The organism is Dyadobacter fermentans DSM 18053, from assembly GCF_000023125.1.
Classification (GTDB): Bacteria; Bacteroidota; Bacteroidia; order Cytophagales; family Spirosomataceae; genus Dyadobacter; species Dyadobacter fermentans.
Genome location: NC_013037.1, coordinates 93,862 through 110,363 on the forward strand (window position 1 = coordinate 93,862; position 16,502 = coordinate 110,363).

Below are 16,502 nucleotides of genomic sequence, written 5' to 3' on the forward strand. Positions count from 1 at the left end.
AACCTCCCGGAATCTTTTCACACCGAGTGTTCGACAGCCGATCTCTCAGCGGCCGATTCCGTAAAAAAGCCCGGCCTTCTTGCAAGCTCGACGAGGTCGGCGAAGTTCCGGACATTGAAACGGGTCATGAGCATTTTACGATGATATTTGAGCTCAATCAGTGAGATTTTCAATTTTTGTGCGGTTGATTTCAGTGGTTCTTCCTGGGATAATGCCTCCATTATGGCCCTTTCGACGCTGGACAGGGATTCCGCCGAGATTCCACCGGTTTCAATTCTTGTTAACAGTATGTTTTGGACATGTTCCGACAAGAACAAATTGCCTTTCCGGACCTGCGTAATCGCTTCCAGGAGCTCTTTGTATTGGCAGGTCTTCGTCAAAAATGCCCTTGCGCCTAATCGCATATAGCTGCGGATAAGCCAGTCGTCGGTCAGGGAGGTGAGGACGATGATTTGGGTATTCTTTAGGTTGAGGCGAAAAATGGCGTCAACACCTTTGTCATATCTGCCATTGAAGGCAAGCTCCGTAATTACGATCGTAGGGATACTATCGTCGGCGACGGCAGCGTAAGGCTCAAATGAGTTGAAGTGATGAATGGATTCGATCTCTGGCAGCGAATGCATCAGATTCACTTTTAAGGCGTCGGAAAGAATCTGGTGGTCATCAATGAGTGCTATTTTCATTGGCGGAGGGTTATTAGAACTGAATGCGCAAGCGTATCTCAGCGAGTTTAGATAAATATCAATGTCCCAATTCCGGATCTGTTCATCAGTCCCGGATTGAATGCGTGAGATCACGAAATAATAGGCTGGTAGAGCTGTTTGTTCGATCAGATTGCAATAGGTCTTAGTTGACCACCATTTGGGTTGCCGCAGGGAGCGCCTTACCCTTTTATTTGGGTAGAGCAATGCCATCAAATGCCAAGCAAGTCGTTAAGCTGCAAATTGAAATGCTGAATGATAACCAGCTGGCGTACGCTATGTCGCAAAAGTAATGCGTAAGCGCAGTGTTTGCCGCTGAGAAAGCGGAGTCGGATGAGACGGGAAATTAGGTGCAAGTAACATTTTCGAAAAAGATTAACGTTGAGTAAAAAATCACTATCAGGCCATCCAGCATGCATCGAACATGATGCACTTTTTCAGGCAACTTATCACGATGAGCTTGTCAAATGCATTTGCCGGGACAGTCAGGGATTGGGATTCTGCCAGTCCGGCAATCAGTTGTCAAGCTTGGTAGCGTGTGGAGTTTTGTCGAGGGGAAGCAGCGTAAATTGTTGGATACCAACGACCAGGAAAGGTCCAGGCCTGCTACTACTTAAATGAATATGTCGCCAGTTCCGGCGTTGAAGCTAAAAAAGAAAAGTTATTGTCACAAATTTACACATGTCATTCGCGCAATTTTGAGCGAATATTCATATTATTTAATCCTATTTTATCATTATGAAATGTAGGCGAAGCAGCCTCAGGGCGCACGGCCACAGATGTGCGGATAAGTGAAGTACAAAAGAAGCGAATGCGGGAGTACTGCATTCGCTTCTTTTGTTAATACGGTAAGACTAAAATTCTGCGGCGACTTTTTTGTGCAATTCGGAAACCCGTTGAATAATTTCCAGGCATTCCAGGTCCGACATTCGCTCGATCGTGTTTCTCGTTTCGTTGGCAATGATTCCGCCTTCTTCGTTGTAGGCGGGGCCGGAGCGTTTCACCTGTCCGCAAATCCCCTGCCACTCGGCTGAGAGCGCATCGGAAAACATGTTGGGAGGGATAATTTTAAAATAACTGTGACGAGCAACGAGATCGGCGCGGCAGGTCACGGGATTTAGGGTAAGATTCTCCATGAACTTTGAGAGTTCAATGAAGACAAAGATGTTTGAACGTTTCATGTAGGGTAATAACGTAGTTATAGGATTGTGGGGGTAATAGGATAAAATTAGTTCTTTCTGCAATACCAAGTTATCTGGATACGTGCGCAAGAAGGATTAATGGTGAGCCTCGGGAAAGGATAGCGAACTTTAATCAGCTAGTGGAAAGATGGTTACAACCGTCATGACCGAATAATAAATTCTTGTTGCGGGGAAAGAAAATAACATTATTGAACCCGGTGGAACACTTTTTGTACAATATAATTGAACTTATTCGCTTTGTAGGCCCGTACAATACTACAAGTGTTCTAAAACGTTATTACTCACCAACATGCCTAGATTCTCGCTTGTTATAACCGCTTCGTCCGATGGGACGATTGTCCACAATTCCTACAATTTCACTATGAATTACCGACCAACCGAGTCGGAATTGCTGCAATCGTATCAGGAATTTTATCCCACCCATACGGATGTGGGAATTATTCTTTTCGCGGAAATCGAGGAAAGTATTGTAGCAGAAGCTGCCTGACATTAAGAACTAATTCGATTAGTTTGGCATGTTAGCACCGTTTGCTTGTCAACAGTTCTACATTTCGTCACGACTGAGAAACTTCTTATATAGACTATTTTCAAGTGGGTTCTACGTGTGTAACCGATAGATAATTATGTTGTAGAATGTAAAAGCTATTGTACATACCGTAAGAATTACATTACTACTTTCATACCGATTTTACTCAACGATAGAAGAAAGGGGATCTTGCGTCATGCAGATCCCCGCTTTTGTTTTGGGCCGGCCCGATCAGTTCGGACGAAATTTAACCACCTTGTTTTCCAGCGGCGTCACAGTCTGCAAGTACGCGAAAATCGCGCGGAGGTCGCTTTCTTCCATCCCTGCATACATCATCCACGGCATGGGTGTATTCATTTCTTTCGGTCCTACCTTGTGTGGTTTGTAGGTGGAATCGGCGTAGGCCTTAAATCGTTTGACGAACGCATCGGCTGTCCACGAGCCGATACCGTTGGCCTGGTGCGGGGTAATGTTGGCGGAGGTGGTAACGCCGGTGGGCATGATGAATTCCATTCCGCCGCCGTAATCCGTGCCCGGTACCCTGGTGCCCTTGTCGCGCATACTATGGCATTCAACGCAACCCGCCGCCATTGCCATATAGCGTCCATAGCTCACCACATCGGCTTCCGACGGGCGTTGGGTAAGGTTCGCCTTGGCGGGCATGGTGTTGATGATGAAGTTTACCGGGAAATCGGCCTCAGCGGGCGTGATGTCGTGCTTCACGGGCGCGAGCGTGCGGATGTAGGCAATGAGGCTGTAAATATCTTCCTGGTCGAGCTGGCCGTAGTTCAGGTAGGGCATGATGGGGAACAATGCGTGGCCGTCCCTGCTTTGGCCGGTGGTGATGGCGCGGAAAACCTCGCCGTCGGTCCATTCGCCTATGCCGTAGGGCGTGATATTCCGGGCGTAAAACACGCCGGGGAAGCCCATATCGCGACTGAACAGCTCTCCGCCGCCGCCGAAATTACCCGCGGCGAGCGGCGCCGAAAACAGCGACCAGTCGCGGGAGCTGTGGCAATCCATACAAACTGTGACGTGGTTGGCGAGGTACTTGCCCCGCTCGATGCGCTCGGGGGTTCTTTCAACAGAAATGACGGGCGCATCGCCAATGTCGGGAAGCGCGGTTTTGACGTACGTAGCAGCGGCCGCAATGGCAAGAATAAGCACGAGGACGAGGATGCCCACGATTTTGAGTAGTTTTTTCATAACAGGGGAGGTTACAGTGATGGTGAGTTTCAGGATCAGGCAAAAGGTACAATATTTCGCGTAAAGCTCAAATGCTTAGTTATTTAGCGAAAAGTTGGACCGCGACTGCAACGTTTAAATGCAACAATGTGTCTGAAAGTAAAAATCAACCAGACTGACTGCCATGAAAAGAACACTACTCGCAGGTTGCCTGACATTGCTGATGATTTCGTGTTACATAAGGGATACCGAGCCATTTGTCGGCAGCGTGAGGTTCGACGGAACAGCTTACCGGCCGGTGTACAAAAATCCCGAAGATGTGGCCAAAGTGGAGGTGTCGACAGCGCGGTCGCTCAAAGATCCGGGCAAGATCTACACCTACGACCGCTACTTGTTCATCAACGAACTCGGTAAAGGCATTCACATCGTCGACAATGCCAACCCGGCCAAGCCGCAGAATATATCGTTTGTGTCCATCGAGGGCAATTTTGACATCGCCGTAAAGGGCAACTGGCTCTACGCCGATAACCTCTCCAACCTGCTGGTGATCGACATTACCGATCCCAAAGCGCCCAAGCTCACCAAAACGATCCCGAATGTGATTCCGGTGCAGGCCTTTCCTCCCTTGCAGGGCGTTTATTTCGAATGTGCAGACAGTAAAAAGGGAATTGTGGTGGATTGGGAGAAGGTTGAAATGGAAGAACAGCCCAAATGCTATCGGTAACAGCGCCAAAACTTGATCCAGCTATGAAAAAATTGATCCCACTTTTCTTTATCGGGCTCGCGGCAGTTGGCCTGATGCTCATTCTGAATGCCTGCGAAAGCAGCAGTAAAGATTCGTATGTAAGCCCGCAAACCGGCACCGGCGGCTCAATGGCCCGCTTTGCGATCACCGGTAACACACTATATATCGTTTCGAAAAAATCCCTGGAAGTATATGATATTCGCGACGGCGGCAATCCTTCCAAAACCGTGACCAGGGATATGGGCATCGGGATTGAAACGATATTTCCCTATCAGCAGAGCCTGTTCATCGGTGCGAACGATGGCATGTATATTTACAACAACTCCACACCCAACCGCCCGGTGCTGATGTCGAAGTACACGCACGTGCTTTCATGCGATCCGGTGGTGGTGCAGGGGCAATATGCCTATGTGACCTTGCGGGCGGGTGTGAATTGCCGGCCGGGCGGTTCGTTCAGTTCGCTGGATGTCGTGGATATCAGTGATCCTACGCGGCCGGCGATGGTGGGCAGCCAGCAGATGGACTCGCCTTATGGCCTCGGGGTGTCGGGCAATAAACTGTTTGTGTGCGAAGGCGACAAAGGCTTCCGTGTGATGGACATTACCGATCCGAAAACACCGGTTCACAAGCGTTATTTCCAGGAAGTGCCATCGTACGATGTGATTGTTCGCAACAACCACCTCATTATCACAGGCAAGAAGGGGTTATTCCAATACAACTACGACGATTCAGACAGTATCCGCTTCCTCAGCCGGATTGCGGTAGAGGAATAGCGGATACTGCTTTCGTAAATTACCCAAACCGAAGGGCGTGTTAGCTACCGGTTTGGGTTTTCTTTTTGCTATTGAATTTCTTCTCGGCAGTTTTAGCTTTTTCAAAATCCAGCACAACGCCATTAATACAATAGCGGAGGCCGGTAGGAGGTGGGCCGTCGTCGAATACGTGGCCTAAATGCGATTTGCAGCGGCCACACATCACCTCAATGCGGTGCATTCCCAGGCTATTATCCGCCGCTTCCACAATGGACTTCTTGCTGATCGGCTCGAAGAAGCTCGGCCAGCCGCAGCCGCTTTCGTATTTGGCATCGCTCTTGAACAGCGGGTTACCGCACACGGCGCAGTAGAATGTGCCGATTTCTTTGGAATGCTCATACTCGCTCGTGAATGGGCGTTCGGTGCCCTTGAGGCGCGCCACGCGGTACACTTCGGGCGAGAGTATCTTCTGCCACTCGTCGTTGCTTTTTTTGACGGGTGCGGTTTCAGTACGCGAATATTCGGGTGCTTTCTGGGCCGGTTTGCTCTGGTCGGCCGAGGACTGCCCGTAGCAGTTTTGCAGCGTGAGGGCGAACACTCCGGCAATGGCGGCCATTATGAAATTTTTCATGCGTTTTTGATCTGTTTATCAAGATATACGATGAAAACAACCGGACAGGTCAAACTAATTCCCGCAAATTTTTCCTAATAAATGTTAAAGGAAAACCGACAGGTCACGCACGCCTAGTTTGCGGGCAGTGGTAAAGCCTTCGCCATACCTGACGCCAATCGCGTGACCCATTTCCTGGGCCCGCGCGATGATGAATTCCAAAAACTCGGGGGACGAAATGTAGCTCTGCGGCTCGCCTTCGCCTTTGTAGTCGGGCACGTGGAACTGGCTTTTGAATGCTTTCACAGCCTCGATTTTCTGGTCGTGGAAGGCGGTGATGTCTACAATAAAGTCGGGATTGATGTAGCGGTCCTGGATGGAGTGAAAGACGTTTTTAGGTCGCCATGCTTCCTGCTCATTGCCTTGCTCATCGAACGTTTTGACCATTCTTAAACCTGAATAAAAGCAGGCTTCGGCAACCAGTGCCGCGCCGCGCCCGTGATCGGGATGGCGGTCGTTGATGGCATTGGTAATAACGATTTCAGGCTGGTACTTGCGGATAAACGGGATAATGGCTTTCTGGTGCGCTTCGTCGTTTTTGAAAAAACCGTCGGCCAGGCCCACGTTCTCCCGTACGTCCACGCCGAGTATGCGTGCGGCGTCGAGACCTTCCTGGATGCGTCCCTTGGGTGTCCCGCGGGTGCCCAGCTCGCCGCGGGTGAGGTCTATAATGCCTACTTTCTTGCCCAGCGCCATTTGTGCGAGCAAAGTTCCGGCGCAGCACAGCTCCACGTCGTCGGGGTGGGCTGTGATGGCAAGGATATCTAATTTCATGTCAGTTTCGGATTATTTAATGCGCAGTTTCTGTCCGATCCGCAGGGTGGAGCGGGTAGACATGCGGTTTTTCCGCGCAATGGAAGAAATGCTCACGCCATAGCGGGAAGCGATGGAGCCCAGCGTGTCGCCCGAGCGTACTTTGTGCAAAATGGAGCGGGAATATGCCTTGGGAGCATCGCCCGCCTCGAATTCGCTCTTGCTTACTCTCCCACGAATATGGCTCCAAGCCGCGCTGGTAAGCAGGAAACGGTCGGATTTGATGGCAGCACCAGGCCAGTCGAAAATGTGCTCCGGGTCGAACGGGTTACCTTCGTAGCGGTTTTCATAATGTAAATGCGAGCCTGAGCTGCGGCCGGTATTTCCTCCCAAACCAATCACTTCGCCCGCCTTCACCAACTGGCCCGACTCGACCATTTGTTTCGAAAGGTGACCATAGAGCGTTTCCAAACCATTGTAATGTCTTACCACCACAAACCGGCCGTAACCGCTACCATCCCAGGCCACGATCCGCACCATGCCATCGTAAGTACTGCGCACCGAGTCCCCGGTTTCGAGATCAAGGTCGGTACCGTTGTGCCAGCGGCCCCAGCGGTAGGCGAAATGCGAGGTCACGGGCGTTTTTTCCATCGGTGCGGCCCACATGCGGTTGGCAGCCTGGTCGTATAGTTTCAAATCTACCGGCTCGTCGAAATCTTCGGCTTTGAGGCCGTAGGGGTTGATCGTGCGGGCGTCCCAGATCACGTAATATTCGGCAGCCTTCACCCATTCATCGGCAACAAGCACAGAATCTTCGGCGATCACTACTTCGGTTTCCCCTTCGTCAATGGTGGTGGTATCTTCATTCACGACGGGGTTCAGCGGCTTGACCGGCTCGAACTGGCTCTGGAATTTCAGGTTGGAAGTTTCTACCTCGTATTCGTCCTCGGGCTGAGGCGTGGCTTTGGTGGTCGGGCCTTCGTTGGCATTATTGCCCGACTGGTTGATCTTGGGGTTTCTTCGGAATTTTCCTCGCTCTTGCGCTTGCGTGTTCCAGGAGATCAGACACACGGCCATTAGCAAACAAACAATAAGCTTTACTTTCATAAGTATAATACCAAATCAGACTACGCTGGTGCTTATTATTCAGCGTAGCCTGATCCTTTTAGGGGTTTTGCAATTGATTTTAAGCGGTTTCTTCTTCGATGATAACGTCCACTTCCCGTTCTACAAGGAACCTTTCAGCATCCAATGCCGCCATACAGCCTGTTCCCGCAGCGGTAATTGCCTGGCGGTAAACATTGTCCTGCGCATCACCGCAGGCGAAAACGCCCTTGATGTTGGTGCAGGAGCTTCCTTTGATCGTCTGGATATAGCCGGTTTCGTCCATGTTGACATAACCTTTGAAAATATCCGTGTTCGGTTTGTGGCCGATCGCAACAAAGAAACCGGTTGCTTCCAAAAGTTGCTCCTCGCCCGTTTTATTATTTTTAACCAATACCGATTCCAGACCGTGCTCACCGTTCAGTTTCACGGTTTCGGTGTTCCAAAGGATTTCGATATTCGGCAGCGTTTCCAAACGTTTCTGCATGATTTTCGACGCGCGCATTTCGTCGCGGCGAACGAGCAGGTATACTTTGCGGCAAAGTTTCGCCAGATAGCTCGCTTCTTCGGCAGCCGTATCACCGGCACCGACTACCACTACGTCCTGTCCGCGGAAGAAGAAACCATCACAAACAGCGCAGGCAGATACGCCGTGGCCGTTCAAACGTTCTTCTCCTTCAATGCCCAGCCATTTGGCCGAAGCACCTGTTGAAATAATGACTGCATCGGCAGTGATCTCGTGGGTATTGTCGATGATCACTTTGTGCGGGTAGCCTGTGAAATCAACCGAAGTAGCGAGGCCGTAGCGCACGTCTGTTCCGAAGCGCCTGGCCTGTTTTTCGAAGTTGATCATCATTTCAGGGCCGGTAATGCCGTCGGGGTAGCCCGGATAGTTGTCAACTTCTGTCGTGATCGTCAATTGACCGCCCGGCTGGGCACCCTGGTAAAGTACTGGATTCAATCCCGCGCGGGATGCATATATGGCGGCTGTGTAACCGGCAGGGCCGGAGCCGATAATTAAGCAAGAGACTTTCTCGGATGACATGTTATTATAAAAACTACTGTTAATGACGAATGTTCAACTTTTAGCCGGAAAAACCGGCAGTGACCGAAAGGCCAAATCTTCGCGTGTGGATAGGGATTTTGCCTTTCTGTACCTGTTGGTACAACACTGGCTGACTGACAAAAGTGCAAAATTTCAACCCCTTATGCAAATGCATTTAAAGGATGCGCCACTCGATCCTTCGGTTTTTCTGCCGGTTTTCATCTGAATCATTGGGCGCTTTGGGCGTTGTTTCGCCATAACCTTTGGCTAAAATCCGGTCCGCCGCAATTCCCGACTGTTGCAGATAATATTGCACCGACTGCGCCCGGCGTTGCGAGAGCGCCATATTCTCGGTATCCGAGCCCACATCGTCGGTATGGCCGGATATTTCGATTTTAATGGTTTTGTTTTTGTGCAAAAAGTCGCTCATCTTGTCGAGCTCCACTTTCGATTTGTCGTCGAGGATATATTCTCCTGTTTTGAAGAAAATGTTATTCAAAACCTCCGCCCGGTCTTTCTCGATTGCTTCCAGCGGGATTTCAAGGTTTATAAACGACTGTTCATTATTGACCGTAAATGAAAGGCTTTTAAATAAATAACCCGGTTTTGAAACATAAAAAGCATACTCGCCACCGCTGTTCAAAACCGCCAGAAACGAACCATTCTGGCTATCTGAATTGAAAGAACCTACTTTCGTCTGTGTTTTAAGGTCAAACAGATCGATGTCCGAAGCCAGTACCGTTCCTGTTTTCTTATCAAACACCTTACCCTTCGCGTAGCGCGTGGGCGTAATGGTTTTTTGCAGCGATTCGGGCACGCGGAAGGTGTATAGCAGCGAGCGCCCGCCGCCTTTTTCTGTATTATCGTCGGTATAGTAGGCATTCTCGCCGTTGGAAGCGATAAACAGGCCTACCTGATCAGAAACCGTGTTGATAGGGTAGCCAATATTGGCCGGCGGTGCCCACGTAGTGTCGATTTTTTGGGTAATGAAAATATCGAAGCCACCCATGCCCGGCAGGCCGTTGGAAGAATAAAACAGCGTGCGGTTATTGGCATGAATAAATGGTGCATTCTCGTCGTCGGTGGTATTGATGGTCGGGCCGAGGTTTTTGGGCGCAGTCCATTGCTTCTTGTCGTTCAGCTGCGTCATCCAAATATCCCGCTTTCCTACGCCGCCCTTGCGATCAGAGGCGAAATAGAGCGTGTGACCATCGGCCGAAAGCGAGGGCTGCGAATCCCATTCCCGGGAATTGACCTCCTGACCAAGGTTAACAGGCTGGCTCCATTCATTGCCCACTTTATGGGAAATGTACAAATCGCAGCTGCCGTGACCATCGGGGCGGTTGCAGGCCGTGAATACGAGCGTGCGACCGTCAGCGGAGACGGTGCAGGTGCCTTCGTTATTGGTGGTATTAATGGATTTGGAAATCTCCTCGGGAACGTCCCAACGGTCTGGGCTGCGGTCGCCTTTGATGCGGCGTGTAAAGTAAATGTTCTCGTCCCGGTTTTCAGTCAAGCCGGTGAAAATCAATGTCTCGTCATCGGCCGTCATCACCGGGAAATACTGTGTTGCCAGGAAATTCACCGTGTCGCCCATGGACCGTTTTTCGATCGGTAGCGGATTTTTCACAGCCTGCTTTGCGAACTTCGCCGAAGCTGCGGACTTCTCTGCCAGCCGTCCCAAACTCGATTTTGCGGGAAACAATGGCAATGCCTTTTCGAAGTAAAATTGCGCGGAATCGTAGCGCTGCGCATTGAAATGGTCGCGACCGATCCATTGGAATGCCGGTGCTGACTGCGGTGCGTCGGGGCGGAGGGCTACGGCTTTGTGATAATGCTTGCGGGTAAGGTCGGGCTTGCGTTGCAGTTCGTATACCTGCGCGAGCCGCAAATGCGTATCGTAGCTGTTCGGCTCCATTTCGAGCACTTTTTCAAACAGCTCGGTCGCTTCGGGGAGCTTCCTTTCCTGCCAGGCTTTTTGTGCCTTATCGTATACTTGCCGGGCTGTCCTGGATAGTGTAACGTCCTGAGCTGAAACGGATTGGAGGGTAAAAATGCCTAGTGCGAAGCAAAAAAGAATAATCCGGTGCATTATGGAATGTTCATAAACTTGTGAGTTTGTAACGACATTTTCCATTTGGGATTGTCTTTGATATAGTCAATTATCAAAGGCAGCATGACGTCCTGCTTACTCCATTCGGGCTGCATGAGGAGGGTGCATTCCGGCGAAACTTTGGCGGCGTGCTCCTCGGCGAAGTCGAAATCGCTTTTGTTATAAATGATCGTTTTCAGCTCGTCGGCATTCTTGTAAATATCGGGATGCGGCGTTTTGAATTTTTTGGGAGAAAAACACACCCAATCCCAATGGCCGGTGAACGGATAAACGCCTGAGGTTTCGATGTTGGTTTTGAAACCCGCCTCCTGCAATGCGCCTGTCAGCGCGTCGAGATTGTACATTAATGGCTCGCCACCGGTGATGACGGCCAATCTACCGGGATACTGCAATGCGCCGTCGACGATCGCATTAATGTCGAATTTGGGATGGATACTGGCATCCCACGACTCTTTTACATCGCACCAATGGCAGCCCACATCGCAGCCGCCGAGACGGATGAAATACGCGGCACGACCGCTGTGCTGGCCTTCACCCTGCAAGGTGTAGAAGGCTTCCATCACCGGAAGTTGGGAAGTAACGATGGGCAAAGTTTCGGTAAGCAAAATGTTGGAAATCTTAATGTTGAAAAAAGTGTAACACGCCTTGGCGCGGGAAAAATCCCGTAAAGGTACAAAATTCAAACTTCCTTCTCCGCTTAATGGTTCTCCTTAAAAGTAGCATATTTGCAATTATGAATACAGAAACAATCCGTCAGCAGGAAGTGATTTGCGCGCTCGCGACGCCCTCGGGCGTGGGCGCGATCGGTGTTATACGCGTATCGGGCCTGGGCTCGATCGCGATGGTGAACAGCGTTTTCAAAGGCAAAAACCTCGAAAACGCCGAAAGCCACACCGTGCATTTCGGCACCATCTTCTCTGGCGATGAAATTATTGACGAAGTGCTTGTGACGGTTTTCAAAACGCCGCGCTCATTTACCAAAGAGGATTCGGTGGAGATTTCGTGCCACGGCTCGGACTACATTATTCGTCAGATATTAAAGGTGCTTATTTTGAAAGGTGCCCGCATTGCCAAACCCGGCGAATTCACGCAGCGCGCCTTTTTGAACGGCCAGTTTGACCTCGTGCAAGCCGAAGCCGTGGCGGACTTGATCGCCGCGGACTCGCAAGCGAGCCATAAAACTGCATTGAACCAGCTGCGGGGAGGTTTTTCCAAAAAGCTGGCCTCGCTGCGAGCTGAGCTGATTCATTTTGCTTCTTTGATCGAGCTGGAACTGGATTTCGGCGAGGAAGACGTGGAATTCGCCCAGCGGGACGATCTGCGGCGTTTGATCGATGCGTTGCTATCGACGATCGAGCCGCTGATCAGTTCTTTTGATTTTGGTAATGCGATTAAGGAAGGTGTGCCGGTGGCGATTATCGGCTCGCCGAATGTGGGTAAGTCGACGCTTTTGAATGCGTTGTTAAATGAAGAGAAAGCTATTGTGACCAGCATTGCCGGCACCACGCGGGATGTGATCGAGGATACGATTGTGCTGGATGGATTGAAATTCCGGTTTATCGATACTGCTGGCATCCGGGAAACGACCGATGTAGTGGAATCGATTGGTATCGAGCGTTCGAAGGCCGCGATGGATAAGGCGGATATTGTGATTTTCCTTTTTGACAGTGCGGAGACGCTGGCTGATAACCGGGCGTTGGCGGCATTGCTACCTGCTGGTAAGGAGGTGCTATTTGTTTTGAATAAAACCGATATTAATCCTTTGTTGGCCTCTGAACTGTCTGGCGATGCTTCGGACATTATCCCCATTTCCGCGCATACGCAGCAGAATTTGCCTGTATTGACCTCGAAACTCGTTTCCCTCGTGCACGGGCAAGCGGCCGGGGATACGGTTGTGACCAACCTGCGGCATTATGAGCATTTGATGAAGACTTCGGATTCTTTGACGGATGTTTTGAATGGGCTTTCGTTAGGTGTTACGGGGGATTTTCTGGCGCAGGATATCCGGTTGGCGCTGCATCATTTGGGGGAGATTACGGGGACTATTGCAACTGACGACTTACTTGAAAATATTTTTTCTCGCTTTTGCATTGGGAAATAAATGTTGCCCAAATACCAATGATTAAGTTTAAATGAAAAAACGTCTAGCGAGTGTACCAAGACGGATTTCTCATTTAAACTTAATTGTATTCTAAGTAGCGACGCATTTTGCTTTAAGCTTATACCGCACGAAGCCTAATATTTAGTCTAACGTGAATCCATTAGCTTTATTTAGATCATAAAAGGACATGAAAATATCGAGTGGGCCACCTCCCGATTTCACCCATTCAGCTGTTACATTGAAGGCCGGTTCCAAAAAAGTCGAGATGTATGTCATCTGTCCAGAGCTATGTCTGAAGCCATTTTTGTCGAGAGCTTTACCTCTATTCAGAAAGAGATTCTTCTGATCGTATATTTGTTGACGAAGCCGCTTATTTTCCTTCCCTTTTGGTAGGTTGTCGATTAGCATTCTTTGCATCGTGAAATACAACCGATGCGATTTGTCCGGGTCGGCAATATCATCAAAAATATTGGCATCGAAACTGATATCCTCATCTCCAAGCTCTTCTAAAGGAAATAGCAATGGCTGAATAGAGGTCATATCCTTTGACTGGTCGATTAGTCGCTTCATTTCTTCAAGACGATCTACCTGAGTTTTCTTGTTTTTCTTATTTTCCATCCAAGTTTGTGATAAAATGATTAATTGTTTTGCGCACTAAGTCTTTTCTTAATCAGCGATATTTCTTCAAAAATAGATTGTTTATCGAATGGATTTGTTTTTAGTGATTTCAGCGCTACATCAGTTTTTCCAAAATATTGTTGGTACAGCCCGTACATATTTTTGCCGTTTTCTTTATTCATTTCATAGCAGAAAAAGCTGTAAATTATTGATGGGTGAACGCGCTTTTCCTCCGCGTACTTCGCAACTGACGCCGGTGAATTAATTAAATGTTTGATATAGCTCATAAATTCGCGCGGGAAGAGCATTTCTCTGGCAAACCAATCTGCGTCTTCTTCTTGAAGTAAGAATAAGTCCGCTGATCCGTCCTCGGTTAGCGCATATTTGAGGATTTTTAGTTGATCTAAATCGTTGAGAACGTGGAACAACTCGTGCATTAATGCGAACCATAGTGTCGCATAGTTGTTATTATAATCAGTGATGGCGATACATGGCCTTCCGTTTACAACAAATGTTCCGCCCCTCACTTTCGCTTTCGGTGGGGATGGTTGGACAATCACCGTAATTCCAACGCTAAACAATGCACGGATAACTGTTAGCAGCCCTTTCTCTTCATATCGGGTGTAAGGTCTTATGTTTTTGACGAGGCCTACAAGCGCGTCGCGATCGTAATTATTTTGATTTTCGATCTTTTCAAACTGAAAGAAAGCTGAGCGTACCCATAACTCTCTCATTTTATCATTGGAATTGTGGAGCTTGCTGAAAAGTACTCTTCCCACCTCATGACTATAATCAAAAATTGAGTCTAGGTGAAAAAATGATGTTATTCGGTCCTCGATGTGCCGAAAATCGGATGTAGAAGATATAAAGTTTAAGTCTTTGAGTGCCTTGACATCAAACGTACGTAAGATATAATTAGCTTTTCGCGCATCTTCAATTTGACCAATATGTTCTGGATTAAGCGATCCAACGTATGTTTTGGTCAAATCCTCAACATCCAAGTTGAAAAGCTGGCTAATCTTTATAATGGAGAAGTAGTCAAGTGACTCTACGTCACCCTCGGATATCCTCTTCGTCATCCGATAGAAGGTATTTTTCGGTATCCCTAAAATCTTAGACATCTGAAAATCTGTAAGACCTAATTCGATCTTCTTTTGCTCGACCAGTTCTGAGAAGCTGATCGAGGGGCCGCTCTCAACTTTATCAAACAAGCTGGATACTAGGTCAGATAAGTTGTTATTTCCCATTTTTGATACTGATTGTGATTATATATTCGCAATATAGTAAAAATATTCCCGATAATGGGAAATTTTTACTTTTCATGCTGTATTTATGCAAATCTTGGCTTCTCGGTGAGGATAACAGTTTAAGACATCGCGGTAATCTGCGATATTTGCCCCGCAAACTTTAAGAAACACTTATGGAATTATTGAGAAAAGCCAGCCCAAAATGGCCTTGGAGAGGCATACGGGTGTAAGTCCCGAAACCTGGCCGAAGTGTTTCTTCGTTGAAGTTTGCGGTGACCTCTCCATTTCATTCACCCAAAAACCTTTGCCAATGGAAACTTCAAATAGTTCTTATGTAGGCTCGAATGAGCATTCAGCCAACACAACGAATGATGCACGTCACGCATTAGCTGCCGGCTCGCCGCTGACAGCTTCCCAAGCCGAATTTCTGCACCTAGTGGAATGCCAGGGTTGGCAGTAGTTGTCGCGCTCTCTGAAAATGGTTCACGATTTGGCGCTTTACCACTCCGATGTGCCCTTCGATCAAGCGGAAAAAGATGCACTATGTGATTTGAAACTGCTCTGGGAAGGTTTAGAGCGGATGGCGGAAAGTGCTTAGAAAAGCTAGGACTGTCGATTGGCAGTCCCTCTGAGTATCTCCACCACATCCGGCAATGATTAGCGTCAACCCATCCCACCATCATCCCATGCAGCACGACGAAAAAATAGCAAACACCATCCTCTCCACCGCCATCCATCGCGGTAGCCAGAAAAGCACTTGCCCCTCGGAAATCGCGCGCATGCTTTTCCCTGATGACTGGCGTGAGCACATGAAAGACGTACTCGCAGTAGCAATTGATTTGCACCATGAAGGCAGCGTGGTAATTACCCAAAAGGGGACGCCGGTGGATGTGGAAAATATCAAGGGGCCGGTCCGCATTAAGATTGCCTAATTCGAGGTGGGCGACGGGCAGGTAGTCGGGTCAAGAAAATATAAAGGCGCCTAATCCCTGACCAGCCGAACCGAATAGCCGCCGGCGACATCGTTGTCCCAGCGGAAGGCTTTTTTTAGATTTTGTTTATTGCTGCTGGGAGGGCCGCCGTAGTGAAAGTTCCATGCCCAGGCTTTGTCGACAGAAGTGCTTATTGACGACGTCCAAAAAATACCGAGGAAACCTTGAGCTACATAAGTGCCATCAGGTCTTCGGTGGCCTCCTGCAAGCGCATCGAACCCACTGCTGTTATTGCCGTTGCCGTCTTCATTCCAGCTTTTGACGCTTTTCAGCGCTTCGCCGGCCATGTCCATTCCACCAAATTGATGCACAAGCGTCGCCCATTCGTTATCAGTGGGCACATGCCAACCGCTGGGACAGGCTTTTTTGGCCGCCTCCCAGGTGTAGAGCAAGCCCAGCTCGTTTCGATTATTTTCCTTATATTCATAAGCATAGCTGCCGTCAACTTTGTAGTTCAGGTTTTGTGCCATCCAGGTTACGGTTTTGCCCGTCGTGGATTCTTGAAAGCTGATCGTTTTATACGTTTGGCCATCACGCGCGTCGGTGAAGGTGCCGGTGGATTGCGCGAATCCCATCTGTTTCAAGAATAACACAGCAAATGCTGCGAAGACGTGTTGTTTCATCATGATCATCCCAGGTTTAGTTTGATCACAATAACGCCAATCTTTGAGTTTTTATAGGTCAAAAAAAGCCGCATTTACATTTCATTAACGTTCTTTTACAGCGCATTAACAGACGATAGGCTAGA

General features: G+C 48.9%; 17 protein-coding genes. 5 read left to right on the plus strand and 12 right to left on the minus strand.

The window, feature by feature from the left end:
- Positions 1-17 precede the first annotated feature (17 nt).
- Both DFER_RS00380 and DFER_RS29790 read right to left on the minus strand, forming a co-directional pair.
- Positions 18-683, minus strand: a complete 666-nt coding sequence (locus DFER_RS00380) for a response regulator (protein WP_012779696.1) — start codon at positions 681-683, stop codon at positions 18-20.
- Positions 684-1,555: 872 nt separating this feature from the next.
- Entirely contained in the window at positions 1,556-1,882 is a 327-nt protein-coding gene (locus DFER_RS29790; protein WP_012779697.1) for a hypothetical protein, read from the minus strand.
- Positions 1,883-2,264: 382 nt separating this feature from the next.
- Between DFER_RS29790 and DFER_RS30660 the strand changes: the two genes are divergently transcribed.
- On the plus strand, positions 2,265-2,390 hold the full coding sequence (locus DFER_RS30660; protein ID WP_262485292.1) for a hypothetical protein: 126 nt from the start codon (positions 2,265-2,267) through the stop codon (positions 2,388-2,390).
- A 270-nt stretch (positions 2,391-2,660) separates the two neighbouring features.
- Here DFER_RS30660 and DFER_RS00390 read toward each other — a convergent pair whose 3' ends face one another.
- A complete protein-coding gene (locus DFER_RS00390; protein WP_012779699.1) occupies positions 2,661-3,635 on the minus strand; it encodes a c-type cytochrome in 975 nt (324 codons plus the stop codon).
- A 163-nt stretch (positions 3,636-3,798) separates the two neighbouring features.
- Between DFER_RS00390 and DFER_RS00395 the strand changes: the two genes are divergently transcribed.
- Positions 3,799-4,338: an LVIVD repeat-containing protein gene (locus tag DFER_RS00395; protein WP_012779700.1), complete on the plus strand. Its 540-nt coding sequence runs from the start codon at positions 3,799-3,801 to the stop codon at positions 4,336-4,338.
- A 23-nt stretch (positions 4,339-4,361) separates the two neighbouring features.
- Positions 4,362-5,132, plus strand: a complete 771-nt coding sequence (locus DFER_RS00400) for an LVIVD repeat-containing protein (RefSeq protein ID WP_012779701.1) — start codon at positions 4,362-4,364, stop codon at positions 5,130-5,132.
- Positions 5,133-5,172: 40 nt separating this feature from the next.
- Here the strand turns inward: DFER_RS00400 and msrB are convergent, their stop codons facing one another.
- The 6 genes from msrB to DFER_RS00430 all read right to left on the minus strand — a co-directional run bounded on the left by msrB (position 5,173) and on the right by DFER_RS00430 (position 11,356).
- Positions 5,173-5,742, minus strand: a complete 570-nt coding sequence (gene msrB / locus DFER_RS00405; RefSeq protein ID WP_012779702.1) for a peptide-methionine (R)-S-oxide reductase MsrB — start codon at positions 5,740-5,742, stop codon at positions 5,173-5,175.
- An 84-nt stretch (positions 5,743-5,826) separates the two neighbouring features.
- Positions 5,827-6,555, minus strand: coding sequence for a bacillithiol biosynthesis deacetylase BshB1 (gene bshB1, locus DFER_RS00410; protein WP_012779703.1), 729 nt, complete (start codon positions 6,553-6,555; stop codon positions 5,827-5,829).
- A gap of 12 nt (positions 6,556-6,567) precedes the next feature.
- Positions 6,568-7,641 carry a M23 family metallopeptidase gene (locus tag DFER_RS00415; protein ID WP_012779704.1) on the minus strand — a complete coding sequence of 358 codons (1,074 nt, stop codon included), beginning with the start codon at positions 7,639-7,641 and terminating at the stop codon, positions 6,568-6,570.
- 79 nt (positions 7,642-7,720) lie between these two features.
- Entirely contained in the window at positions 7,721-8,683 is a 963-nt protein-coding gene (gene trxB, locus DFER_RS00420; RefSeq protein ID WP_012779705.1) for a thioredoxin-disulfide reductase, read from the minus strand.
- Between the two features lie 175 nt (positions 8,684-8,858).
- Complete coding sequence (locus DFER_RS00425; protein WP_012779706.1) at positions 8,859-10,775, minus strand: OmpA family protein; 1,917 nt, start codon at positions 10,773-10,775, stop codon at positions 8,859-8,861.
- Positions 10,775-11,356, minus strand: a complete 582-nt coding sequence (locus DFER_RS00430; RefSeq protein WP_012779707.1) for a 7-carboxy-7-deazaguanine synthase QueE — start codon at positions 11,354-11,356, stop codon at positions 10,775-10,777. The genes DFER_RS00425 and DFER_RS00430 overlap by 1 nt, the downstream gene beginning before the upstream one ends.
- Before the next feature lie 173 nt (positions 11,357-11,529).
- On the opposite strand from DFER_RS00430, the gene mnmE reads away from it, so the two are divergent.
- Entirely contained in the window at positions 11,530-12,897 is a 1,368-nt protein-coding gene (gene mnmE, locus DFER_RS00435) for a tRNA uridine-5-carboxymethylaminomethyl(34) synthesis GTPase MnmE (RefSeq protein ID WP_012779708.1), read from the plus strand.
- A 141-nt stretch (positions 12,898-13,038) separates the two neighbouring features.
- Here the strand turns inward: mnmE and DFER_RS00440 are convergent, their stop codons facing one another.
- A complete protein-coding gene (locus DFER_RS00440) occupies positions 13,039-13,515 on the minus strand; it encodes a hypothetical protein (protein ID WP_012779709.1) in 477 nt (158 codons plus the stop codon).
- Between the two features lie 20 nt (positions 13,516-13,535).
- Positions 13,536-14,762, minus strand: a complete 1,227-nt coding sequence (locus DFER_RS00445; protein ID WP_012779710.1) for an ImmA/IrrE family metallo-endopeptidase — start codon at positions 14,760-14,762, stop codon at positions 13,536-13,538.
- Positions 14,763-15,415: 653 nt separating this feature from the next.
- On the opposite strand from DFER_RS00445, the gene DFER_RS00450 reads away from it, so the two are divergent.
- Positions 15,416-15,694: a DUF3253 domain-containing protein gene (locus DFER_RS00450; RefSeq protein WP_222837297.1), complete on the plus strand. Its 279-nt coding sequence runs from the start codon at positions 15,416-15,418 to the stop codon at positions 15,692-15,694.
- Positions 15,695-15,744: 50 nt separating this feature from the next.
- On the opposite strand, the gene DFER_RS28985 is transcribed toward DFER_RS00450, so the two are convergent.
- Positions 15,745-16,380, minus strand: a complete 636-nt coding sequence (locus DFER_RS28985; protein WP_187293417.1) for an FISUMP domain-containing protein — start codon at positions 16,378-16,380, stop codon at positions 15,745-15,747.
- Positions 16,381-16,502 lie beyond the last annotated feature (122 nt).